The 24,740-nt window shown below is 46.5% G+C and carries 18 protein-coding genes; 12 read left to right on the top strand and 6 right to left on the bottom strand.

Going from position 1 to position 24,740, the window contains the following annotated elements; genetic code table 11:
- Nucleotides 1–171 precede the first annotated feature (171 nt).
- Together J2W69_RS15055 and J2W69_RS15050 are read left to right on the top strand one after the other, a co-directional pair.
- Entirely contained in the window at nucleotides 172–3,012 is a 2,841-nt protein-coding gene (locus J2W69_RS15055; protein ID WP_310279984.1) for a TonB-dependent receptor, read from the top strand.
- Nucleotides 3,013–3,101: 89 nt separating this feature from the next.
- On the top strand, nucleotides 3,102–4,415 hold the full coding sequence (locus tag J2W69_RS15050; protein WP_310279982.1) for a DUF3472 domain-containing protein: 1,314 nt from the start codon (nucleotides 3,102–3,104) through the stop codon (nucleotides 4,413–4,415).
- Nucleotides 4,416–4,459: 44 nt separating this feature from the next.
- Here the strand turns inward: J2W69_RS15050 and J2W69_RS15045 are convergent, their stop codons facing one another.
- Nucleotides 4,460–5,290, bottom strand: a complete 831-nt coding sequence (locus J2W69_RS15045; protein WP_310279980.1) for an alpha/beta fold hydrolase — start codon at nucleotides 5,288–5,290, stop codon at nucleotides 4,460–4,462.
- Nucleotides 5,291–5,601: 311 nt separating this feature from the next.
- Here J2W69_RS15045 and rnk point away from each other — a divergent pair, with 311 nt between their 5' ends.
- From rnk to J2W69_RS15015, 6 genes are all read left to right on the top strand, one after another.
- Entirely contained in the window at nucleotides 5,602–6,462 is an 861-nt protein-coding gene (gene rnk / locus J2W69_RS15040) for a nucleoside diphosphate kinase regulator (protein ID WP_310279978.1), read from the top strand.
- Nucleotides 6,463–6,568: 106 nt separating this feature from the next.
- Nucleotides 6,569–7,597 carry an FAD:protein FMN transferase gene (locus tag J2W69_RS15035; RefSeq protein ID WP_310279976.1) on the top strand — a complete coding sequence of 343 codons (1,029 nt, stop codon included), beginning with the start codon at nucleotides 6,569–6,571 and terminating at the stop codon, nucleotides 7,595–7,597.
- Between the two features lie 27 nt (nucleotides 7,598–7,624).
- On the top strand, nucleotides 7,625–8,014 hold the full coding sequence (locus tag J2W69_RS15030) for a hypothetical protein (protein ID WP_310279974.1): 390 nt from the start codon (nucleotides 7,625–7,627) through the stop codon (nucleotides 8,012–8,014).
- Nucleotides 8,015–8,073: 59 nt separating this feature from the next.
- Nucleotides 8,074–9,387, top strand: a complete 1,314-nt coding sequence (locus tag J2W69_RS15025) for a TolC family protein (RefSeq protein ID WP_310279973.1) — start codon at nucleotides 8,074–8,076, stop codon at nucleotides 9,385–9,387.
- Nucleotides 9,384–10,631 (top strand): efflux RND transporter periplasmic adaptor subunit, encoded by a 1,248-nt coding sequence (locus J2W69_RS15020; protein WP_310279971.1) that lies wholly within the window; start codon nucleotides 9,384–9,386, stop codon nucleotides 10,629–10,631. Before J2W69_RS15025 ends, J2W69_RS15020 begins: the two co-directional genes overlap by 4 nt.
- Nucleotides 10,632–10,637: 6 nt before the next feature.
- Nucleotides 10,638–13,760: an efflux RND transporter permease subunit gene (locus J2W69_RS15015; RefSeq protein WP_473091927.1), complete on the top strand. Its 3,123-nt coding sequence runs from the start codon at nucleotides 10,638–10,640 to the stop codon at nucleotides 13,758–13,760.
- A gap of 67 nt (nucleotides 13,761–13,827) precedes the next feature.
- Here J2W69_RS15015 and J2W69_RS15010 read toward each other — a convergent pair whose 3' ends face one another.
- Nucleotides 13,828–14,895 (bottom strand): pectate lyase, encoded by a 1,068-nt coding sequence (locus tag J2W69_RS15010; protein WP_310279969.1) that lies wholly within the window; start codon nucleotides 14,893–14,895, stop codon nucleotides 13,828–13,830.
- A gap of 280 nt (nucleotides 14,896–15,175) precedes the next feature.
- Between J2W69_RS15010 and J2W69_RS15005 the strand changes: the two genes are divergently transcribed.
- Nucleotides 15,176–16,528, top strand: coding sequence for a GGDEF domain-containing protein (locus tag J2W69_RS15005; RefSeq protein ID WP_310279968.1), 1,353 nt, complete (start codon nucleotides 15,176–15,178; stop codon nucleotides 16,526–16,528).
- Between the two features lie 51 nt (nucleotides 16,529–16,579).
- Here the strand turns inward: J2W69_RS15005 and J2W69_RS15000 are convergent, their stop codons facing one another.
- Nucleotides 16,580–17,464, bottom strand: a complete 885-nt coding sequence (locus J2W69_RS15000) for an SMP-30/gluconolactonase/LRE family protein (RefSeq protein ID WP_310279966.1) — start codon at nucleotides 17,462–17,464, stop codon at nucleotides 16,580–16,582.
- A gap of 191 nt (nucleotides 17,465–17,655) precedes the next feature.
- Between J2W69_RS15000 and J2W69_RS14995 the strand changes: the two genes are divergently transcribed.
- Nucleotides 17,656–19,179, top strand: coding sequence for a S41 family peptidase (locus J2W69_RS14995; protein ID WP_310279964.1), 1,524 nt, complete (start codon nucleotides 17,656–17,658; stop codon nucleotides 19,177–19,179).
- 392 nt (nucleotides 19,180–19,571) lie between these two features.
- Here J2W69_RS14995 and J2W69_RS14990 read toward each other — a convergent pair whose 3' ends face one another.
- The 3 genes from J2W69_RS14990 to J2W69_RS14980 form a co-directional block, all read right to left on the bottom strand.
- Complete coding sequence (locus tag J2W69_RS14990) at nucleotides 19,572–20,294, bottom strand: DUF3800 domain-containing protein (RefSeq protein WP_310279962.1); 723 nt, start codon at nucleotides 20,292–20,294, stop codon at nucleotides 19,572–19,574.
- The gene (locus J2W69_RS14985) at nucleotides 20,291–20,434 is read right to left on the bottom strand and encodes a GNAT family N-acetyltransferase (protein WP_310279961.1); all 144 of its coding nucleotides are present in this window, start codon (nucleotides 20,432–20,434) and stop codon (nucleotides 20,291–20,293) included. Before J2W69_RS14985 ends, J2W69_RS14990 begins: the two co-directional genes overlap by 4 nt.
- A gap of 107 nt (nucleotides 20,435–20,541) precedes the next feature.
- On the bottom strand, nucleotides 20,542–21,651 hold the full coding sequence (locus J2W69_RS14980; protein WP_310279959.1) for a phosphoribosylaminoimidazolesuccinocarboxamide synthase: 1,110 nt from the start codon (nucleotides 21,649–21,651) through the stop codon (nucleotides 20,542–20,544).
- A 417-nt stretch (nucleotides 21,652–22,068) separates the two neighbouring features.
- On the opposite strand from J2W69_RS14980, the gene J2W69_RS14975 reads away from it, so the two are divergent.
- On the top strand, nucleotides 22,069–22,614 hold the full coding sequence (locus J2W69_RS14975; RefSeq protein WP_310279957.1) for a hypothetical protein: 546 nt from the start codon (nucleotides 22,069–22,071) through the stop codon (nucleotides 22,612–22,614).
- A gap of 2 nt (nucleotides 22,615–22,616) precedes the next feature.
- Nucleotides 22,617–24,485 (top strand): DNA phosphorothioation-associated putative methyltransferase, encoded by a 1,869-nt coding sequence (locus tag J2W69_RS14970; RefSeq protein ID WP_310279955.1) that lies wholly within the window; start codon nucleotides 22,617–22,619, stop codon nucleotides 24,483–24,485.
- The last annotated feature ends 255 nt before the right edge of the window (nucleotides 24,486–24,740 follow it).

Genomic DNA, 24,740 nt, shown 5'->3' with positions numbered 1-24,740 from the left:
TTTCAGTTGAATCTAGCATGGCATGAAAAGAAAATAAATAAAAGTTTTTTTGTGCTTCGTTGTTGATCATTGATGTTTTTTAGCGCTATAAGTAAATAATCGCAAGTTAAATCAATCTTCGTTGACTTGTGAATTGACGAAAACTATAAAAATTACCAGAGCGGGGAATACATGAACAGGATCACAACAAAACCAGCCATGCTTAGTCTGGCTATCAGTGCCGCCTTAGCTGGATTTAGCTGGCAGCTTGCCGCAGAGCAAACCGAAACAGCAGAAACTACAGCAGCAGTGCAGGCAGAAAAAAATGCGAAAGACATTGAAGTCATTCAGGTGTCTGGCATTCGCAGCAGTATCAAAGAGTCTTTGTTTCAAAAACAAAACGCCACCAGCCTGGTGGATTTAGTGGTATCCGATGACATAGGTAAGTTTCCGGATGAAAACTTAGCTGAAGCCTTGCAGCGTATTCCGGGTATTACCATTACCCGTAATGGCGGCGAAGGTCAGAATATTCTGGTGCGTGGTTTAGGTGGTGGTTACAACATTACTACCTTAAATGGCCGCAAGCTGGCGTCTGAATATGCTGGCCGTGATTTTAACTTCGACACCATAGCCTCAGAGCTGGTCAGTGTGCTCAGGGTGTATAAATCCCCTGAAGCTCAGCTGCCCGAAGGTGGCATTGGTGCTGTGATTGATATAGAAACCCGCAAGCCACTGGATATGGATGGCACTACTATTTCGGCATCCGCCAAAGGTATTTATGAATCACGCACTCAGGACACACATCCACATGCGTCTTTTATCTATGGCCAGAAAAACGAAGATGACAGTTTCGGTGCCTTGTTTTCTGCTGTCTATTCAAAGAAAACCTTACGGGCTGATACCTATTCAGCCTCAGGTTTTTTTGATGAAGATGAAGGCTGGGGTGTTGACAGTGCCGGGGTACCAGTCGATACCAATAGCAACGGTATTATAGATGCGGGTGAAACTTATGCCTCTAAGATCCCAAGCTATATGTACTTTGCTAATGCGCAGGATGTGCGTGAACGTTTAGGTGCCACTTTAGCTTTGCAGTGGAAACCTACAGATCAGTTGGATATTAACTTCGACAGCCTTTTTTCCCGCTACAACACAGATGGCAACAGGTATCAGATTGGTTTTGTAAACTACGACGAAAGCTGGACTCCGGGCACGCCACTTTTTAGCGACGCCACTTTTGACGAGATGGACAGAGTAGTCAAAATGCGACAGACAGGTGAAAATACTATGGTGGAGCTGCTGAATATCAGCTCTCCCCGTAAAACCGACACTTATCAGTTAGGTTTCAATACAAAATACCAGTACAACGAACAATGGTCTTTTACTCTGGACGCAGCTTATTCAGAAGCCAAAGATCAAAACGCCGGTGATAATCGCTTTATTGTGGCCCGGGGTTTTGTTGACGCCATCGACATTGATTACAGTTCAGACAACAAATTACCAGACGTGGTGATAAGCCCTGGCCTGACCGCAAATCAGGACTATGGTGCACACTACAGCTATAACTCTGGTACTGGTGTGAGCGACAAAATTGGTGACTTCAAACTGCTCAGCACCTATACGCCACAGGATGGACTGATCACTAAAGTGGATGCTGGTTTAACTTATGTGAACCAAAACAAAGGTCAGAATCAGTATGCCTCAGCCAACCCCAGCCAGTTCAGCCGGGGTGGTTTCTATTTAACCCGTGACGGTTATGCCTTTGATGACAGTACGGTATTCCAAAAAGGCGAATTTGAGCTGTTCCGTATTCCGGCTGATGTCTTTGTACCAGCCAATTTTGACAACTTCCTTGATGGCGAAACCAGCACATCGCCACAGACATGGCCAAGTTTTGATTACGACAAGCTGCTGGCTTATTACCGTGGTTTAAATGCTGAAGCCGCTGATAAAAGCATAGTGGCGGTGCAAAACAGGGCAGGTAGCTACGAAGTGGAAGAAGCTGTGACTACTGCCTTTGTACAACTGACGATGGAACCGGAAATTTTTGGTTTAAGTTCGATGTTGAACCTGGGTTTAAGGGGCAGTAAAACTGATGTCACTTCGATAGGCTTTGGCTATGACTTAGCTAAAGTAGAACTGGATGGTGCAGGTTTACCCATTAATAACGACTGGCGTCAGGTATTGCCTGTCAGCTACGACGACAGCTACAACAGTATTTTGCCAAGCTTAAACTTTAAGCTGAATTTAACCGATGAATTATTACTCCGTTTTTCTGCCGCCGAAGTGTTAAGTCGTCCTGCTTTGTATTATCTGCGCTCCTGGGCCGCACCTAACTTCACAGTACGCGAACAAGGTTTGCCCACTCTGGCTATGGGCAATCCCGGTGTAAAACCTGAAGAAGCCAATCAGGCGGATCTGACCCTGGAATGGTATTACGGTGAAAGTAGTGCCTTAAGCGGTGGTGTGTTTATAAAAGACATTAAGTCTTTTGTTACTGAAGGCAAATTTGCCGCCAACGTTGCAGGCACTGATTATCTGGTCACAACTTCGGTCAACGGTGATTACGGCGCCAAAGTGCAGGGTTATGAAATGGCCTGGCAACAATCACTGCAGGAATGGTTGCCAGAACCTTTTAACGGTTTAGGTTTCCAGTTGAATTACACCTATGTCGACAGTAACTACGAGGATCCTGCGCTAAAAGCCAAAGAGCTGCCGTTTCAGGGCATGTCGAAAAACTCCTACAACGCTGTGGTTTATTATGAACAATATGGCGTACAGGCCCGTTTAGCTTACAACTGGCGTTCTAAATTTGTGACTAATCCGGAAGATTGGGGTGGAGCCTCCTGGATAGCGGATTATGGTCAGCTGGATGCCAGCATCAGTTATGACTTTATGCAGGGTCTGACGGTTTTTGCTGAGGCCAGTAACTTAAGCAACAGCCGCTACTGGGGTTATGTCAAACGTGAAGATCAGGTCAACTATCTGGAACGTTTTGGTACTCAGCTTGCTGTGGGTATCAGGGGCAGCTTCTAACTTTATCCTGATGGAATCAATGGAAACGAGAGGCGGGCGCGGATAAACCGCGCCCCTACAAAAGCCGGATAACAGTAAAGGATAAACCTATGATGCGATATTTAATGGCCCTGCCGGGGCTTATTTTTTTAACAGCTTGTGGCGGCAGTTCGGCGGAACAAGCTGCTGTTTCTGCGAAGCCTGTACAGCAGCAGCCTTTGCCTTACCAGTTAAGTCTGGCAGCCAATAGCTGGGTGGAAGGAGACGCCCAAGCTACGGGTGCTATAGTGACAGATCAGGGAATAACGAACTGGCAACATGCTGATGATGTGTTGGCGGTGTATTTGTATTTACCACAAACAGGAGAGCTGGATTTAGCTTTAACAGGGCAGGTGGCACAAGGCGAATCTAAACTGGAAGTTAGTTTAAATGAGCAACGCCAGACTGTGTCTTTAACTGGCTCCAGCAGCAAGCAACATGCGGTTGGCCGTTTTCAGGTGACTCAAACTGGTTATCAGAAAATTTTGTTGCGGGGAGTCAGCAGTAACGGTCAGACTTTTGCTGAACTGACTCAACTGAATTTTGGTGGTTCAGCCGCAGCAAACGCCAGTTATATTAAAGATGAAGTGTATTGGGGGCGGCGTGGGCCTTCGGTGCACTTAAATTATCAGTTGCCTGACAACAGCACAACACGCTGGTTTTACAGTGAAATGGAAATTCCATCTGGCAGCGACACCTTAGGCAGCTACTTTATGGCCAATGGTTTTGCCGATGGTTATTTTGGTATTCAGGTGAATTCTGCCACAGAGCGGCGTGTGTTGTTTTCTGTCTGGAGCCCTTATGAAACAGACGACCCAAGCAGTATTCCACAAGAGTTTCAGGTGAAATTACTGCGTAAGGGCGCGCAAGTACAAACAGGGGAGTTTGGTAACGAAGGTTCAGGCGGCCAGAGTTTCCTGCGTTATTTGTGGCAAACCGACACCCGCTATGGTTTTCTGCTCAAAGCAGAACCACAAAACGACAACCACACCCATTACAGCGCCTGGTTTTATCCGCCAGAGTCCGGCCAATGGCAGTTGATCGCCAGTTTCAGCCGGCCTGATACGCAGCGCAATATAGAAAGGCCGCATTCCTTTTTAGAAAACTTTATCCCAGAAACCGGAGATACAGGCCGTAAGGTGTTTTTCCCGAGCCAATGGTTTGCTGATGCAGCAGGCAACTGGACACAAAACCGCAGCGCCAGTTTTACTGTCGACAGTACAGGTGGCAGCGGCAACCGACTGGATTTCAAAGGCGGTGTAACAGAGCAGGGTTTTATGCTGCAAAACTGTGGATTCTTTAGCGACACCACCGTAGTGGGTACTTCATGGCAATTGCCAGTCAGTAACGCAGTACCACAAATCGATTTTGCTGCTTTGCCTTAACAAGGAGTCAGAGCGCAAGCTCTGACTGAAGTTTTGCTCCACTGTTAAACTGAGTCCGCTTTTAAAAACTGGATTAAATCCCGGCTTAAGCGGTCTTTTTCTGTGGCAAATAAGCCATGGGGTGCGCCATCGTATTCAATCAGTTCTGCGTCCGGAATAAAGTTACGGATTAAGCGTGACGAACTTTGAATGGGTACTGTGGCATCTTCAGTGCCATGGATCACTAACACAGGCACCTGTATTGCTTCTAAATCTGCCCTGAAGTCAGTGGACGAAAAAGAGTTCAGGCACTGCAAGGCTGAACGTAAACTGCCTTGCATAGCTATGCCTTGCATCCAGTCTAAATAAGCAGAGCTGACCGGATTGGACAATATAGTGACGCCAAAAAACTTCTGGAAAAACGCAGTGTAAAAGTGCGGCCTGTCGGTTTTTAATGCCAAAGCCGTTTGTTCAAAAGTTGCAGCGTCAGTACCGCTTGGATTGTCCGGCGTCAGTAAACGAAAAGGTAAGACGGAGGAAATCAGCGCAATTTTAGTGACTTTTTTGCCTTCAAAACGTGACATATAACGTGCTACTTCGCCACCGCCCATTGAGAATCCAACCAGGGCTACATCATTGACTGCCGTGTGGTTGATCAGTTCAGCTAAGTCGTCGGCCAGGGTATTGTAATCGTAACCATGCCAGGGCTGTGAAGACCGGCCAAAACCACGTCTGTCGTAAGCAATGACTCTGTGGCCGGCATTGACCAGCGCTATGGCCTGATCTTCCCAACTGTCGGAAGATAAAGGCCAGCCATGGATCAAAATCACAGTGCTGCCACTGCCCCAGTCTTTGTAATAAAGCCGGGTATTGTCTTTGGTGGTGAAATAGCTCATGTCGTACTCCGTGTATTGGGCTGATTTATGAGCATGGACTGATTTTAACCACATATCTGTGGGCCAGGGCACAGAGCAGCAAAGCAAGCCGGGGCTTTGAGTTCTGTCGCCAAATGCGATATGGTGTCCAGAGTCGAATTCCTTTTTCCATTTCAACAAGACGGAGGTTCTTTTGTTCAAAACAGCAATAAAGTCGCCGTCTTATCACGCCGCTTTTTTTACCGTCTTCCATTCCTAAGCCGGCTCCGTTTGACGGGGTCGGCTGTTCGTTACGCTCTCTGATTTGGACTATTTAAATTCCGGAGTCTGGAATGACTATCTTTACTAAAAAAACATCGGCTAAAACCGATGTTTCAACGCTATTTTTTATGGCAAGTTCGGCTATTCACCCTTTACCGCCCTGGCAACTACAGCACGTGTTGCAACAACTTGGCGCTGTTGCGAACCATAAACCTAAAGTACTGAGCGAAACCGGCATGCTGCCTGGTTGTTCGGTGCGGTTGCTGGATTTGTCTGATCAGACGGAATCCTGGATCACTCTGGTTTACCCGCAGCAAGCACAACCAGAACAAGGTTTTATTTCGGTGTTATCCCCTTTAGGCGCGGCTTTATTGGGGAAAAATGTGGGGCAAGTGGCTGAAGTTCAGCTGTTTCGCCGTACTTTGCGTTTTATGTTGTGTGATCTGATGTCAGTCAAACAACCCCCTGCTTTCACTTTCACTCCCTCTGTACAGGAGAAACGAATGAATCAAACTTTACCTGACCCCGCCTTACCTGAATTGCTGTTATCCAGTCTGGATCTGGATCGTTTAGATGCGCTGTTAAGCCGATTGCCAGCTACAGATCCAGCCCGCTTAGCGCTGGAGCAAGAACTGGAACGAGGTGCTGTGGTAGAACCCGAAGAAATGCCAAAGGATGTGGTCACTATGAATTCCACTGTGCGGCTACGTTTACTGAAAACAGGCGAAGAACCTTGCCTGACACTGGTGTATCCAAAAGATCTGGATGCAGCAGGTGATAAAGTCTCAGTGCTGGCTCCTGTAGGTTCTGCTTTGCTTGGGTTACGTGAGGGCGATCAAATTCACTGGCCTATGCCTGATGGCGACATTCAACCGATACAAGTACTGCAACTGCTTTACCAGCCAGAAAGGGCAGGACAGTTGCACCGATAAATCAGCACTGTGGCGATGGGTAAGCCATTAGATCAGATAAGTGTAAAGCTTTGACGAGGTGCTCTGTGGGATAATAACCACAGAGCTGCCCTGAAGGAAAAACGATTTGAATACCGCATCTTTTTTGGGGCTGAAACAACATTTTTTCGCTTTTGTTGTTTTAGTGACCTTAGCCGCTTGTGCACAACCTGACAGTGAAAAAGTGTTGCTGGAAGGCAAAACCATGGGTACGACCTACCATGTCACCTATATCAGCCAGCCTGGCATGCCGGATCAGCAGCAAGTGCAGGCTCAGATTGATCTGGCATTAAAAGAGGTGAATCAGGTGGCCTCTACTTATATCAAAGATTCTGAGTTGTCCTTATTGAACAGCAGTGATTCGACAGAGCCACGCGAAGCTTCAGAAATGCTGCGGCTGTTATTTGCAGAAGGGATCCGGCTGGCGCAGCTGACCGATGGTTATCTGGATATTACTGTAGGTCCTTTGGTAAATTTATGGGGTTTTGGCCCCACGCACAGACCAGAAAAAGTACCGGATGATGCCGCCATAGCCCTGGCCAAAACACAAATTGGAGCACAGTATCTGCAGCTGGATGGCAGCAAAGTGTATAAAACCAAGCCAGAGCTTTATGTTGACTTATCCACTATAGCTAAAGGTTATGGTGTTGATTTGCTGGCAGAAGTGTTGGAGCAGCAAGGCATCAGCAACTTTCTGGCTGAAATTGGTGGTGAAATTCGTGTCAAAGGCAGCTCTCTGGCAAACAAAGACTGGACTGTAGGACTGGAAAAACCTGTGGCTGAAGGTCGTGTGTTGCAACGTCTGCTCCGGCCTAAAGACAATGCTGTGGCTACTTCAGGCGACTACCGTATTTTCTTTGAAGAAAACAACCAGCGTTATTCGCACTTAATAGATCCTAAAACCGGCAAGCCAGTAACCCACATGATGTTGTCCTCTACAGTGATCCATCCGTCCTGCATGACAGCGGATGGCTTATCAACAGCTTTTATGGTGATGGGCCCGGAAAAAGCCATGGAACTTGCTAATCAACAGCAAATTGCCGCCTTGTTTATTGTTAAAAACCAACAAGGTGAATTTGTAGAGCTGTACTCAAAGGCCTTTGAACCTTATCTGTAAGCTTGAGTTGGTGAAGAACTATAGGCTATGATGCGAGCAGTTCTTATCGAGGGCTTTATGCCAAAACCTATGCTCCGCCTGCTTGTACTGATGCTGATTATGCTGAATCACGCCGTTTCGGCTTGTGAAAGCATTATTATGCATTTGCCGCAGGAGGATCACCCTTTTTCTTTATTCGACAACTCCAGTCACAGTGAACATCAGCATTGCGCTATGCAAGAAAGCGCAGAAGATGCTGCAGGACACGAAGCAGAACATAACGACAACCATCACCCCACTCATGCTCATGTTGCCTGCTATATAGCCGAACTTTATTCTGTATCTGCAGACCCTGTGGTGCACAAAGCATCAGGCTTAGCTCAATATGCGATGATCACCACCAGCTATACCCCTTTAGTGCCTCCACCCAATCTTTAAATCTCCTGATTAAACATCCGTTTTTTACTTTTATTTAAATGATCCAGTGGAGCATAGTTATGACTATGAATTCCGGCTATGCGGCTTCTGTGCTGCTGGCCTTAGTGTTGCTGTGGGCTATGCCTGCCCAGGCGACAACACTTACTATTGAAGAAGCGTTAAAACGCACTTTAGTGCAAAGCCCTGGCTTGCAATTGTATCCCTATCAGCAGCGTATCCATGATGCCGCCGCTATCAGCGCCGGACAGCGGCCTAACCCCGAACTGAACCTGGAGCTGGCCGATGTGCTTGGTACTGGCGACAGCACTGGCTTTAAAAATGCCGAACTGACCTTAAGCCTGAGTCAATTGATTGAACTGGGTGATAAACGCCAGAAGCGGCTTGAGCTGACCCAGTGGCAAAGCAAGTTAACTGAACAGCAATACCAACTGGATAAAGTGGATGCACTGGCGGCCACTATGCGCTCTTTTCTGCAGCTATTGCATCAGCAGGATTTGCTGCAGTGGACAGAGCAAAAAATGGCGACTGAACAGCAAATGCTTGACGTGGCTAAACAGCGCGCTAAAGCGGGCAATGTGACAGATGCAGATGTCACCCGACTGGAACTGAAAGTGCTGCAAAGCCGGATGGAGCATAAAAGTCTGTTGGCTGAAAAGCGGGTGAACCTGCGTCTGTTAGCCAGTCACTGGGCAAGTCAGCCCGATTTTGAAACTGTATCAGGTGATTTAAGCCTGCTTCCCACTTTGCCTGTTTTGGCGGATGTACTGACGCAATTACAGCAAGCGCCAGAGCTGCAGTGGTGGCTGACGCAAAGCAGAGTGCTGGATAGTCAGTTGCAGTTAGCCAAAGCTTTAGGTCAGGCTGATTTAACCCTTGGGGCTGGTATTCGCCGTAATGAACAAAGCAACGACAATGCCTTTGTGCTGCAGCTCAGTATGCCGCTTAGCCTGGAGAATCCCAATCGTGGCGCTGTTTTAGCCAGTGAAGCTTTGGCTGAACAAACAAAGCTGCAGCAGCAACAGACTATGCAGCAGTTGCAATTACAAACAGAGCGTATTTATCTGCAACTGACTCAGCTAAGCGAGCAAATCCTTGATTACCAAAAAGCCGTGATCCCGCTGGCACAACAGCTACTGGAGCAGATGTCGGCCGGTTATCAGCAAGGCATCTTTGATATGACCGACTTACTCTCAGCGCAGCAGGAAATATTGTCAGCCAAACGTAACGTCATTGACCTGCAATACGCTTTGCATCTGCAGCTGTTAGAGCTGGAACGCCTGACCGGTTTACCTATGGTGGTAAAAGGTCCACAGGCCTTAACTCAGCAGCGCAACAGGTCCACTCTCCCTTTACAGCAGGAGCTTTCTCAATGAATTTTTTCCGCTTTTTAACCATTTTATTGTTAAGTGTGTGCCTTAGTTTTACTGCTTTGGTTGCTGCTCACGGTGATGATCATAGTGCAGATCACCAAGACGGACATTCTGAAACCGAACCCGCCAAAGGTCCACAGGGCGGGCCTTTACTGACCCAGGATGACTTCGCTATAGAAGTCACTATCTATGAAACTGAAGTTGAGCCCGAGTTGCGTTTATATCTTTATCAAAACGGCAAAGCCATAAAAGCCACAGAGCTAAAACTACAGGCCACTTTACAGCGCTTGGGTGAAGCTGCAGAACTCATCAACTTTAGCCCTGAGCTGGATTATTGGCTTGGCGATACAGTCATTCGTGAGCCTCATTCCTTTGAAGTGGAAATAAAGGCCAGTTATCAGGGCAAAAACTATGAATGGCATTATGATTCCTTTGAAGGCCGTATTCAGTTGTCCGAGCGTTCTGTTCAAAAAGCTGGTATAGAGCTGCAGCAAACAAAAGCGGGCCAAATCCGTACTCAGCTGCATTTATTCGGAGTCGTAGCCGCTATACCAGAGCAGCAGGTGCAGCCAGGTGCTGCTTATGCTGGCTTGGTGCAGCAACTGACGGTGAAAGTCGGCGATAAAGTGACGAAAGGCCAGTTAGTGGCAACAGTGCAAAACCCGGCCAGCTTAAAAAGTTACTCTGTTTATGCGCCAATTTCAGGTGAAGTGACGGCCAAATACGTCAGTGTTGGCAGCAGAGTCTCTGAACAGCCGCTGCTGGAAATCAGTGATTTTTCTTCTGTTTATATCGAAATGTCCGCTTTTCCCTCTGATACAGAACAACTTAAAGTGGGGGATGATTTTTTGGTAAAAGACTTACATGGTCATCAATCGGCACTAAGCCAAATCAGTTATATAGCGCCACAAATGACAGGTGGTCATATTGCCCGCGCCCGTGGTGTAGTGGCAAACCCAGACGGACACTGGCGGCCAGGTATGCATGTCAAAACCGACGTCACGGTTGCTACTATCGATGCGCCTTTAGTGATCAACAAAGCTGCTTTGCAACAGTGGAATGGCAAAACCGTGATTTTTATTCGCCATGGCGACAACTTTGAAATTCGTATGCCGCAATTAGGCCGTGCCGACGATACACAAGTGGAAGTGTTGTCCGGTGTGCCACTGGGTGTGCAGTACGCCACAACTCATAGTTTTATCCTCAAAGCCGACCTGATGAAGTCTGGCGCCAGCCATGATCATTAGGAGCTTATGATGATAAACACTGTATTAAAAACAGCATTGGCAAGGCCAGTGCTTGTCATGCTGCTGACGCTGTTGTTGGCTGCAGCAGGGCTTTGGCAAGCATCGCGTTTACCTGTCGATGCAGTGCCCGATATCACCAATGTGCAGGTGCAAATTAATACAGCTGCAGAAGGTTTTTCACCACTGGAAACCGAGCAGCGTATTACTTACCCGATAGAAACTGCTATGGCAGGTTTGCCGCAGCTGGAATATACCCGTTCTTTATCCCGTTATGGTTTATCGCAAGTCACAGTGGTCTTTACCGAAGGTACTGATATTTATTGGGCCAGACAACAAGTGTCGGAGCGGCTGCAAAATGTCAGAAACGAACTGCCTGCCGATATAGATCCGGAAATGGGGCCCATAGTTTCAGGCCTTGGCGAAATCTTCTCTTACACAGTTAAAGTGGTACCTGATGCCAAAAAAGCCGATGGCTCTGCCTATAACCCAGAAGATTTGCGCACTATTCAGGACTGGGTGATCCGGCCTCAGCTACTCAAAGTGCCGGGTGTCACCGAAATTAATACCATTGGCGGTTATGTCCGCGAATATCAGGTGGCGCCTGATCTGATCAAACTGCTGGCTTTTAAACTGACTTTGGATGATTTGGCGACAGCTCTTGAGCAAAACAACAGCAATGTTGGCGCTGGTTATATAGAGCGCAATGGTGAGCAATGGTTGATCCGCTCACCAGGCCAGTTGAAGTCCTTAGAGGATATCAGCCAACTGGTGATCGCCAAACGAGACGACGGCCCGGTTCGGGTGAAAGATGTCGCCGAGGTGGCCATTGGCAAACAACTTCGTACCGGAGCTGCCACTCAGGATGGCAACGAAGTAGTGCTTGGCACAGTGATGATGCTGATGGGGCAAAACAGCCGCACCGTATCGCAGCAAGTGGCGAGCCGTCTTCAGGACATCAACTTACGTTTGCCCCAAGGTGTGCTGGCTGAAGCCAATTACAACAGAACTACCCTGGTGGATAAAACCATCAAAACAGTAGATACCAATCTGCTGGAAGGTGCTGTGCTGGTAGTGGTGATCCTGTTTTTGTTTTTAGGCAATGTCAGGGCGGCGTTATTAACAGCGCTTGTGATCCCACTGAGTATGCTGTTTGCTATCAGCGGTATGGCGGCCAATAAAATGAGTGGCAACCTGATGAGCTTAGGGGCTATTGATTTTGGCCTGATAGTCGACGGCTCTGTGATAGTGGTAGAAAACTGCTTACGCCAACTGGGTTTAGCTCAGCATCGACAGGGCAGGTTACTGAACTTAAAAGAGCGTTCTGCTGTGGTATTAGCTGCCACCAAAGAAGTGATGACGCCGGCCATGTTTGGGGTTTTTATTATTATGTTGGTGTATCTGCCGATTTTTGCCTTAAGTGGCGTGGAAGGCAAAATGTTCCAGCCTATGGCGTTTACCGTTATAGCGGCTTTATTGGGCGCTTTAATTCTGGCCATTACTTTTATTCCGGCCTCTATTGCCTTGTTTGTCAGTGGCAAAATTTCGGAAAAAGAAAATGCCTTAATGCTGGCACTTCGCAAGGCTTATCAACCTTTGCTGGTGCTGTCTATTCGAACGCCGCTGTTGGTATCTGTTGCCGCTGTGCTTCTGATGTCTGTTGCGCTTTGGCAAGCCAGTAAAATGGGCTCAGAGTTTTTGCCTCAACTGGATGAAGGCGATATAGCCATGCATGCCTTACGTATTCCGGGCACCAGCTTAACCCAGTCGGTGTTGATGCAAATGCAATTGGAGGCGGAAGTAGCCACTCTGCCTGAAGTAGATAAAGTATTCTCAAAAATTGGCACACCCGAAGTCGCCACAGATCCTATGCCACCTAATGTAGCCGATACTTTTATCATTCTAAAAAACCAGCAGGACTGGCCGAACCCGGATAAAAGCAAAGCGCAGTTTGAAGAGGAACTGCGGCAATTAGCAGAGCAAATTCCGGGCAACAAATACGAATTTACCCAGCCAATAGAAATGCGTTTTAACGAGCTGATCGCAGGGGTTCGTACCGACGTGGCGGTAAGGGTTTATGGTGATGATCTGGATATTTTGGCCGAAGTGGGTGAGCAGGTCGCTGCAGTGCTTGCTGCAGTGCCGGGTGCTGAAGATGCACGAATGGAACAGGCGGCGGGTTTGCCTTTGCTTTCCATAGAACCTCAGCGTGATCACTTAGCTTTAGTCGGTATGGATGTGGCGCAAATGCAGCAGCTGATCCAAACCGCTATTGGTGGCCGTCAGGTGGGATTGATGTACGAAGGTGACAAGCGCTTTAAATTAGTGCTGAGGTTGCCGGAAGAACTGCGGCAAGACCCCGCAGCCTTAGCCCGTATTCCAGTCACTTTGCCCCTCAATGGCTCGGCTGAATTACCTTATGTGCCCTTGGGTGAAATTGCCACTATTAAAGAAATCACAGGCCCGAACCAAATTAACAGGGAAAGTGGTAAACGTAATGTGGTGGTGACAGCCAATGTCACAGGCAGAGACTTGGGCAGTTTTATTGCCGAAGTGCAGCAACGCATGAATGCCTTAGAGTTGCCAGATGGCTATTGGTTGGATTACGGCGGTACTTTTAAGCAACTGCAATCGGCGACAGAGCGTTTAAGCATAGTGGTGCCTTTAACTTTGCTGCTGATCATCGGCCTGTTGTATGGCGCTTTAAACTCAGTGCGGGATACTTTAGTTGTATTCAGTGGTGTGCCGCTGGCACTGACAGGCGGCGTATTTGCGTTGCTGCTGCGTGATATGCCGCTGTCTATCTCTGCTGCTGTAGGTTTTATTGCCTTATCAGGTATAGCTGTGTTGAATGGCATAGTGCTGATCAGTTTTATCCGTCAGTTGCGTGATCAGGGTATGGAGCTTTTGGCCGCGCTGGAGCGAGGCGCTCTATCAAGGTTAAGACCAGTACTGATGACAGCGCTTGTTGCCAGCCTGGGTTTTGTCCCTATGGCCTTTAACACAGGCACTGGTGCAGAAATTCAGCGGCCTTTGGCTACTGTAGTGATAGGCGGCATTATCACCTCCACTTTGCTTACCTTGCTGGTGTTGCCTGCTTTATACCGGCTGGTGAATTTCAGAAAGTCCTAAAATAAAAATGAGGTCAGGACACATTGGTTAGGCATAACTACTGTGTTCTGACCTCAATTTAAATCAATTACAGCTTGGTTACGTCGGTTTTGCTGACATTACAGCTGGCGCTGTTCCAGTATTCTTTATCTTTTACAGATTTACCCTGGCCTTTTTTCACCCCGGTGTAGTGTTCACAAACAGGTGGCTTGCCTGCTTTGTAATCTTTAATTTTCAGATTGCGGATAGTAGCCACGTCTTTGTAGTTACTGTTGACACCAGCAATGCTGTCGATTTTTCCATTCACGGTCACACCTGAAATGGTCAGATAACGTGGGCCACCGTTATCGGTACAGTCACCACAAGAGCGCCATAATTTGCCGTGTTCGCCAGTCAGGGTGAAGTTACCTGTCAGTACAGTAGTGCTGTTTTTTGAATTGTGCTGAAATACTTTGTCTGGTTTGCCACCCGGGCCATTGGCGCTGTTAAAGGCTAAACCACCTTTGACTGTCATCGTCTTACCATTGTTGGTGGCGGCATCTTCACAAATATCTTCCCAGACTACGTTTTCAATAGTGCAGTTGCCACTGCTGCAATGAATACCATCTGCACCACCGCTGGCGGAAATACGCAGGTTTTTCACACTGGCGTTTTTCAAGGTGATCACCGGTTTCTGGCCTTCTGCATCGCTGGCACAACTGCTGCCTACAGTCACACCACCACAGTCCACGGTTTCGTTGCTAAAGGTAGCTCCTGCTTTGCAACGGCTGGCATTGGCTATAGTGGCAAAGGGCTGATAGCTTAATGCAGGTACTGTGGCAGATAAGTTGGACAGATGTTCCTTACCATCAGCGTCAATTACTTTTAACCAATACCAATAGTCCTGATGTGGGTCAAAGTTGTTGTCTTCCGCCACTTGTTGATAAGGGTCTAATACCGAAATACGTTCAGCCTGTTCAAGCAGGCTGCTGGTGCTGCGGTAAATTTCCTGTCGGGCCACAGCTGTAACTTCTGTTGACCAGCTAAGGTAGGTTTTGTCGGTTTTTTTGGTCAGCATCAGTGTGGTGTTGAGCTCAGTTTGCCCAACAACAGACAGTGACAAAGGCAATAACAAGGCACAAGACAGTACTTTGATGGAACGATGCAGTAAGTTCATAGAACCTCCGGTTGTTGTGTTCCCTGTCACGGTACATTATTTATTAACAATAAATAAACCTATCGATAACTTAATGCATTAAGTTTCCACTAGTGGAATTTTTTAGCTGAACGAAATGACTACATTCAGACTGCAACTTGTGCAACTGGGCTTACTTCATTATCTAAATCAGTAATTTGTCGTTAAGATGTTCAGCAGATAAGCAGATGCTCACTGGCATCATGCGAACAGGCTGGCAGTTTTATCGCCGTCTAAATGCTCAGCTCTGACAGGTTCTTTTATGCAGCAATGGTTTAATGCCTCTTTACAGCGAAAAATCAGTGGTTTACTGGTGGTTCTGCTGTCCTTTTTATTTGTTGTTATTCTTTACTCCATTTTCAAACTTAAACTGATCAGTGCGGAAATGCATGAGGTGGCAGAAATTGATGTGCCTTTGACTGCAATGCTCAGCGAGCTGGAAATGATGCAATTAAAGCAGCATTTATTTATTGAGCAATTTCGTTTAAATCCAAAACAAGCCAGAGTTGAGTTAAAGCCAGAACAGGCTTTTGCCGCACAACGCGAGGCATTAAAAGCTCTGCTGGATAAAACTGAGCTGGTGTTAAACAAAAGTTTGCAGCAACATCAGGTTCGTTTTGCCGCGGCTGAGCATCAGCAAATTCTGGTCAGTATCCAACAGTTTCATCAGCAAAGTGACAGCTTTGAGCAGTACCTTATGTCGGCCTTACAACAAGGGCATACCACAGAGCAACAGTGGCTAAAGTTTGAAGACGAGGCCACCCTTTTAGACCAAAGCATGATGTCAATTCTGCGGCATATGGAAAAATTAACGCTCGAAGCCAGCCGTTATACCGACAAACATCAAAATGAATTTATGCTGGTGAACACAGGCCTTGGCTTTTGCGCTTTTGTGATTGGCTTGTATCTGACATTTTATATACTGCAAATTTTTCGTCGCCGTATTGGCCGTATTCAGGCCGAAATTAAAAACGTGCAACAGTCCATAGAGCTGGGCGAACCTATCAGCAGCCCGGTATTTCATCAGCCAGATCATCAGGACGAGCTGACAGAACTTGAACATGATTTGAAAATGATGGTGCAGCGCCTTTCTTTGGAAATCAGTAACAGGCAGGAAATAGAACAGCAATTGCTGGTGCTGGCGACACGGGATAAATTAACAGGTGCCTTTAACCGCCATAAATGGGATGAACAACTGCGTATGGAGCTGAGCCTTGCCGAACGTGGTGGCCTGTTCAGTATTGCCATGCTGGATGTGGACTTCTTTAAAAAGGTGAACGATCAGTGTGGCCATCACACAGGTGACAAAGTATTGCAGGCTTTAACAGAGCATATCAGTCGCCGCTTACGTAAAACAGATTCGTTGTTTCGCTTAGGCGGGGAAGAGTTTGTCATTTTACTGCCGCAACAAAAAGCCGAAGCCGCATGTCAACTCGCGGAAATGTTAAGACAACATATTGCCAGTCTTGAAGAGCCAGGCTTGCCCCAATTCACCATCAGTTTTGGTGTGACAGAATACCAGCAGGGTGATGATAAGGATTCAGTGCTAAAGAGAGCCGATCAGGCGTTGTATCAGGCCAAAGCTATGGGGCGAAACAGAGTACAGTTGGGCTAAAAGCCAGTGTCGGATAGCTGGCACTGGCTTTTTAAAGGGCGAAGTTAAAACTTACTGCAGATCCAACTTATAAGCCTGCACTGAATTGCCAAAAAAGGTCGGGACATACAAGGTTTTAGTTGCTGCATCCCAGCCAATATCTGCTGTGTTAAGTTTGGCTGCTCTGGTGTCCAGCAGCTCTTTAATGCGGCCATCGGCATGGACGTAATACACCAGGCCCGCCCAGCAACTGACAATAAAATCGCCATTGCCAACAGCTTCCACGCCATCTGCGCGTTCGGCAAAACCACTAGCAAGTTGTGTGACGGTTTTGTTGTTGTCGGCTAAATCGACCTTCAGCAGTTTATCAGCAGCTGCAATATACAGCTGCTCAGCCACTACTGTTAAACCATTCGCCGCTTCTACATTGTCCAGAAAAACACTGATCTTGTCTTGTTCCAGCTTATAAACACGATTCAAACGGGTATCAGAAATATAGACCACGCCCTTAGGGTCTACTGTGACATCATTTAAAAATACCGCTTCTGGCGCTTTGATTTTGTTCAGTATTTTGGCAGATGCTATATCTACCACTACGACCTCGGTTAAGTCAGCAATATAAAGTTTGCCTTGATACACCGCCAAACCTTTAGGCGCATTCAGACCGCGCAACCAGTCTTTGTCACGAATACTGCCGTCGGTATTTAACAGGGCGATACCACCCACGCCATCGGCTTCATTACCTTTACCATCAATTTCCGAGACAAATAACAGGCTGTCGGTTTTGCCATTGTTTTGCTGTTGATACCAAAGCACAGACTCAGGTACACGCAGGCCATCGGTTTGCCATAAAGCTTCTAAGGCAGGTTTGGTGGCGACAGTTTCTGCAGCAACCACCAGAGGGCTGGTTAGCATTGGCAGCGTGAGGCTTAACAAAAAGGGCAGCAAAGTTTTCATTGATCATTTCCTTTAATTACAAATTTGCTTCTACCTTACCCAGAGCCTGGAAAAAAAGCGAATCGGCTATGGGGGAAGAGGTGGGAAATATGCTGTTGTTTTGGATATAAAACTCTTGTTTCAAAGGTCAATCTTGAGTTGTTCCTGTGCTTCAGTTAATCTTTTTTCTTTATTTAACAATAAGGTAACTTATGAGCTGTGCTATTAAAACTCAGGTGTCCAGGTTGGCTGTTGCGGCCTTGTTGTGTGCTTTTCCTTCTGTTCTGCTCGCCAGCGAACAACAAGCCCCGCTGTTGCCCACTACGGCTCAGGGTTGGGCAGAGCTTGCCCGTCAGGACATTGAAGCTGCTTATCAAATCACGGCAGAAAATCATCCTGGCATGGCTGACTCACAAAACCCTGGTTTTCAACAACAGTTGATGCAGGCCAAAACCAATGCGCTGGTATTGGCAACACAAGTGAGTGATGCCTACGGCTATGAAGCAGTGATTGATCGTTTCAGCACCAGTTTGCAGGACGGTCATGCCGGAGCTTATGCCAGATTACCCGAATCAGTACCAAGTATCAGGCGTTGGCCTGGTTTTAATACGGTCTGGCGTGGCGATGCCTTATGGGTGTATCACAGTGAGCAAGCTGGTGTCACAGCCGGAATGCAAGTGCTGTCTTGTGACGGTAAACCAGTGGAAAGCCTGATCAAAGACAGAGTTTTTGCTTTTGCAGGGCAAGCAGACCAGCCAGGACACTGGTGGTCTTATGGTGGCAGGCTGATGCTGGATGATGGTAATCCATTTAACCCGCCATTAAAGCAATGCCAACTGGTAAAACCCGGTGCTGAAGCTGTTGCTATCACACTGGACTGGCGGCCCCGGCCTGAGTCGGCTATGCAGCACGTGCAGGCCGCTTATAACGGTGACAAATTAGCTGTTGGCTTAAGTTGGCAGCAGCAGGATATAGCCTGGATTGCTATGCCTACTTTTAGTCCTGAAGCTGATGATATTAAGCTGTATGAAAGCTTGTTCAGTAGCCTTGAACAGCAGCGATCACGGCTGTTGCAGGCAAAGGCTATAGTGCTGGATTTACGCCACAATCAGGGCGGGTCCTCGTACTGGAGTGTTCAGGTAGCCAGTGCTTTATGGGGCAAAAAGCGGGTTGGATCTCTGCGTGACGCCTTGTTTAGCAACACTGAAGTCTGGTGGTTTGCGTCCCGTGGTAATACAGACTACGTAAAATCTTTATACGATGTACTCAAAACTCAGGGCCAAACCGACATGTTGCCATGGATCCAGGCTGTAGGGCTGGGCATGCAAAAGTCGCTGGACTCGGGCAAAGCTTTTTATATTGAAGGGAATGACTCTGAAACTGATGCAGCATCAGTCCAGCCAGATACAACGCATGAGCTGCCAACGCTGCAGGTCCCTGTGTATGTGATTATGCCGGGCCAATGTGCCAGCGCCTGTCTGGATGCTGTAGATGTATTTAGCTTGTTTGAAAATACTAAACTGGCTGGCGCACCCAGCAGTGCCGACTCCACTTATATGGACGTCCGATTCGAGCCGCTGCCATCTGGTCTTGGCAAGGTGATTATTCCAAACAAAGTTTATGTAAACAGACCCAGAGCCAATGGCCAGTATTACACTCCGGCTTTAACGCATAACGAGCTGGACTGGTCGACACAAGCACTGTTGCAAAAAGTGTTGTCGGATATAAAGCCCTGATATTTTTGTCAATTGAGCAACAACTTAAAGCAATCAGGCTGGTTACTCATGATGTCTGATTAGGAAACTGGTGGTGTCAGGCAGTTTAGCTTTGGATTTGTTGCTTATTCTGCATCCATCAGGTAATTGCTTAATTATGGTGTTAACAGTTGAAATGAAATAGTGCTGTCACTATACTCACTATCAAGTGGATTGGGGGTGCCCGGTCGGCGTTATAGCCTCGGTGAGTTTCATCGGGGCTTTTCGCTTTCTTGCCCTGGATAAATTTTCATGCCAATCCCCTCAAAATCCTGACCCAGTCTTCTCCTGCCTCCGTCACAGTAGAATTTTTTCATTAAGACTTCAAAAGCACGGTTTTCCTGTTGTGGTCTTACTGTTTTCAGACCTATAGGTCAGGCGACCAGATCTGCCAATTGTAAACCTGACGACATGGCTTTTTTATCTGCAAACAGTACTTCAAAAGGAAGTGGGATCCCAAGCCTGTTATTGCCATCGCTAATACGCCTGAATTCCAGCTCCAACTCTCTGTCTTCTTTATTTCCCCGGCATTCGACGACGATAAAAGTCTTTTTCTGTTGCTGGCCTTTTTCCAGAAGGAATTCGTATAAAGTCTCCATGCAGAAACCAAGGGCTGTATGATAAGGATTAGATTCTAAATCGGCTTGTTTTTTCAAAGCCCGTTTGTCTATGGTGCAGCTGATGAGGATAAAGTTACTAAATTCAATAATATGGGTTAACTCATTCAGGAACTGAATTTTATCTTCTTTACTACGGAAAATATTAAAAGCCCCTTTTTCCTTACGAATTTCGTTTTCGTGTAACACGACTTGATCATAGCCAAAGTGGTTAAATTTGAACTTCTCCAGTGCCGGGACTATAGCTTCGCTGTAATGTCTTTTGTGAAAAATGCAAAAAGCTAATACGAAGACAGGGTAGTTTTCATCAATACTTTGCAAGCTGTGATCGCCACTCTCATCTACATAGATGATGTATTTGCTAAAGGGCGACTCAGACTTTTCGGAGCTGTTATCCTGTGCTGCCTCCGGTACTGCCGTCGGAGAATACTCTTCGGTTTCAAACAGCGGAAGCTGCCTGTCTGCATCTTTTGTTTTCATGCCTGTAACCCTGTATTGTTTCCAGCCATTTGTTCTTTAGTGACTTCCTGCTCTTTAAAAGTGACGCAGGTGTTCAGTACATAGTGGTTATAAATAGTCACTATGGCTGCTGCGTCTGCAGGAATTACCTGGCGGATCAAGTTGTATCTCCACAATGTAGAAAGATTTTCTTTATTCCAGATACAACAATGCCAGTCATTTGACTGGCATATACAATATAGCTTTTGTATTAAAAGCAGTTTGAAGTTTATTCCGCTATCAAACCATAGTCGCGGCCCAACACCTCAATAATTTCTGCTTTAGGGTTAGTGGCTAATTCAATTTTACGGCCTGTTACTTTTTCCGCTATGCCAAGGTAAGTGCGGGAAATATCCATCATTACTTCCGTAGGCAGAGCATTGTCGCGGGCTAGTGCTGCGCGTTCTGGCATACGGTCTTTATTCAGTAAAATATCCGGATCAGGGAAGTTACTTAACAGCCACTGACGGAAGCCTTCTTTTGACTGCTCCACTATGCTGCCATTGCGCCAACTGGCGCCATCCCAAATACGTGAGCTGTCTGGTGTTCCCACTTCGTCCATATAAATCAGTTTGCTTTGGCCTTGTGCGTCCTTGACATAACCAAACTCAAACTTGGTATCAACAAACATCTGATCCAGCGCAGCTAAAGCGTCGCTTATCACGCCAAAACCTTGTTTTAACAGGGTTTCATACAAGCTGATATCGGATAACTGTTCAAAACCAAAGGCAGCACTATGGCGTTCAATATCGGTGCGGGAAATGTTTACGTCGTCTGCTTCAGGCACACCGGCCAGGCCAGTCAGAATACCTTTGGTAGACGGAGTAATTAAAATTTCCGGCAGTTTTTGATCTTTTTGCAGGCCTTCAGGCAAGGTAATGCCACAGAATTCGCGTTCGCCTTTGCTGTAAGCGCGCCACATAGAACCAGTAATGTACTGACGGGCTATGGCTTCAATTTTCAGCGGACGGGCTTTTTGCACTATCCACACCAGCGGGTGCGGAATATCCAGAATATGACTATCGGCCAGGCCATGTTGTTTAAACAAAGCAAACCAGTGATTGGAAATTGCGTTTAACGCAGCGCCTTTGCCAGGCACACCGTTTAAGCCATTTTCGCCATGCCAGATGCAGTCAAAAGCAGAGATGCGGTCGCTGATCACCATAATGGCCAGCGGCGTGTCTGGGGCTACAGGGTAATTTTTTTCCCGGATCAACCGCTCGCTGTCAGCGGCAGTCAGCCAGTACACACTGCGAACTTTGCCTGAATGAACAGGTAAATCTGTACGAATAGGCAAGTCGTCATTGACCGCCAGGACCTGAGTTGCAAGAGTCATCATCACTTCTTCTGTAGCTGAAAAAAGGCGGGGCAGAGTTTAACAGAAAGTATGGGTGAACTGAATCGGTCTGCTGCATGGCTTTGCGGTAAAAATGCTGGGTACAGAGTTTTTTAAATAACTGTGTTTGTGGTTATTCCAAAGGGTAGTTTATGAACTCAGCTATTCAAGCTATGGTTAAGCAATACATAAATCAACTAAGCATGAGGGCAAATTGGTATCCGATAGCAGCATCAAAAAAGATCAGAGCAACAAAACAGACGAGTTGTGGCTAACCAGCAAAGAAATGCAAAAAGCCCTAAAACTTTCTGGCTGTGAATTAATGCATCAGCGTATGGCTGGCAAATTTGTATTTAAAAAAGTGGGTAACAGCTTTATATATCAGTTACCAGCCACAAACGGCCCGCAAAAGGCTGACTGATGAATGCTAAAGCCCAAGCCTTACATAACCAGCTTGTTCACTGGTTTCAACAAAAGCGCCAGGTGCAGTGTTGTAACACTCCCTCAGTTGAATCGGCCAGATATCTCGAGCTGTTAGTGAATAATTTATTACTTCCAATCGAAGAAAACTTAGGTGAAATATCCATTAGCTATGGCTTTGTTGGTCCGGAGTTAAATCGTTATATTCAGCGCCATTCATCAGTTAGCACAGCACCTTTGTTGGATCAACACGCTTGCTGCGAAGTGAATAGCAAAGGTAAGACTATCAGTCTGCGTCCCGGTGCTGCTTGCGATTTTTTTGTGCTTGGCTTTGAGGATAAAATGCACGAAGTGGTGTTGTTTATTTGTCAGCATCTGGCGTTTGATAAGTTGTACTTTTATGGCCGGAACAGGCCTATCCACTTGAGTATTTCTGATACACCTATGCGGCATTTACAAGTGATGCAACAGAATAAAAATGGCAGGCGTTATCCCGGTAAAAAAGCCTTTTCTGATAACGCCTTAGCTTTAGCAAAAGAGCTTTAGCTATGAATGCAGCTGACTTTAGTAAATTGGTAAAACAAGTCACTGCAGGCAAAAAGTTACCCGACGCTGTGTATTTACACAAAGACGCTTTTAGTGTTTTGCCGCCACTGCTGGCGAAGTTTATTAAAGTAGTAGCTGCGGCCCTAAAAATAGCGGACAGCGACTGGAATATTGTGAAACTGTCCAAAGCAGATTTTCGCTTGTCTTTATTGCATTACCCTGATTTTTACAGCGATCCCTACCCAGTGCTGAAGCAAAGTGTCACTGTCGATTTAGCTAAACTGCAGCATCGTTTAACGCGTTACGATGAGCATGACAATCCGCCAATTCTGCACCGAAAAGAGCTTTTTGTTCTGGCCGAACATCCTGACTACGAAAGCTTTTGCCAGATCACTCAAGAAGGGGAGGCTGCAGGGCTGTATGACAATCCACGAATGATAGGCTTTAAAGCCAGTTGGCTAAGGCTTATTGCCAAGCATGGTTATGAAGTCGTTGATGGCCGGTTATTCCGAAGCTCGGCCGTTAATACAGTGGCAGATGAGCACAGTATCGACAGGCATAAAACCGCCTTAGTGCGCCATGAACTCTCGGCCCCGATGAAAACCCTGGCCAAGCACGGCTTTTTGCAAGGTGATTACTCGGTATTTGATTACGGTTGTGGCCGGGGTGATGATTTACGTGAGCTTGAGGCTCATGGCTTGGACGTATCAGGCTGGGATCCAAACTTCAGGCCCGATGCAGATAAAGTAAGCTCAGATGTGGTGAATATAGGTTTTGTGATTAACGTCATCGAAGATAAAGACGAGCGTATCGATGCCTTGCTTGGCAGTTGGGAGCTGACACAAAAGCTCTTGGTTGTTTCAGCTATGTTAGCGAATGAGAGCCACATAGCGCAGTTTCAGCCTTATAAAGATGGCGTTATCACCTCGCGAAACACCTTCCAAAAGTACTACAACCAAAGTGAGTTAAAAGGCTTTATCGAAACCACTTTAGATGAAAATGCCATTGCTATCAGCCCAGGTGTTTTTTATGTGTTTCGTGACAAAGAGCTAGAGCAAGAGTTTCAACAAAGCAGGCAAAAACGTCATTACGAGTGGCGACATTTAACAGCACCAGAGCCAGTCTCCGAAACTCAGGCTCGATTGCTGTTTACTCAACATGAAACATTATTTGAAGCTTTTTGGAAATCTTGCCTCAGTTTAGGCCGCTTACCTGCAGAAGATGAATTTACCCATTACAAAGAGCTAATCGCCCTCATCGGTTCTCCGAAAAAAGCCCTGCGCTTAGTCAGCCATTGGTATAACAGCCAGGAGCTTGAACAAGCAGCTCAAATGCGTAAAGAAGACTTATTGGTTTACTTTGCGCTGGCGCAGTTTCAAAAACACAAAGGTTATGCAAAACAACCTGATAGCTTAAAGCGGGATATTAAAGCGTTTTTTGATAATTACAGCGTGGCGCAAACTCAGGCGAAAGATATGCTGTTTAATATTGCTAACTCCCAGGCCATAGAAGCCGCTTGTGTGCAGCTGAATCAAAGCATACCTAGTAAATTGGATTATGAAGACGGTGTGCTGCACAGCATCACTTTTCATAAATCTTTTATGACGCAGTTAAATCCTTTGCTGCGTGTTTATACCGGTTCTGCTTTGCAGCTATACGGCGAGCTGGACGACATCGACCTGATCAAAATTCATATCCACTCAGGCAAGCTGACTTTATTAGGCTATGACGATTTCAGCAAGAACCAGCCTTTGCTGGCAGAGCGTGTGAAGATCAAAATGGCGCAGCAGAGCGTCGATTTTTTTGATTATGTAGATACGATAAACCGCCCACCTTTATTGGATAAATTAAGCTTTCTTGCACAGTTTTAGTTACGAAATTGTTTAAAAAATAATCAAAATGAATTCAAAACCTTAGCTGAAAACACAGCTTAAACGTAATTTATGCACTGGAAAATTACGTAAGGCACGTAATAATTTTACGTATATGTAGAGCGAGGGTTAGCAAATGTCAGATACAGAAAGCGGATTCTGATCTGATCCGGCAACACTGGACACGCCACTAAGCTACTTTCTTTAATTCATAGTTTTCTGGGCTGAGATAGCCAATAGCACTATGCCTTCTGG

Origin of the sequence: Rheinheimera soli (assembly GCF_031457405.1) — a bacterium.
Classification (GTDB): Bacteria; Pseudomonadota; Gammaproteobacteria; order Enterobacterales; family Alteromonadaceae; genus Pararheinheimera; species Pararheinheimera soli_A.
Note: the sequence above shows the minus strand (reverse complement) of the source record. Positions and strands in the feature narration are given on the sequence as shown.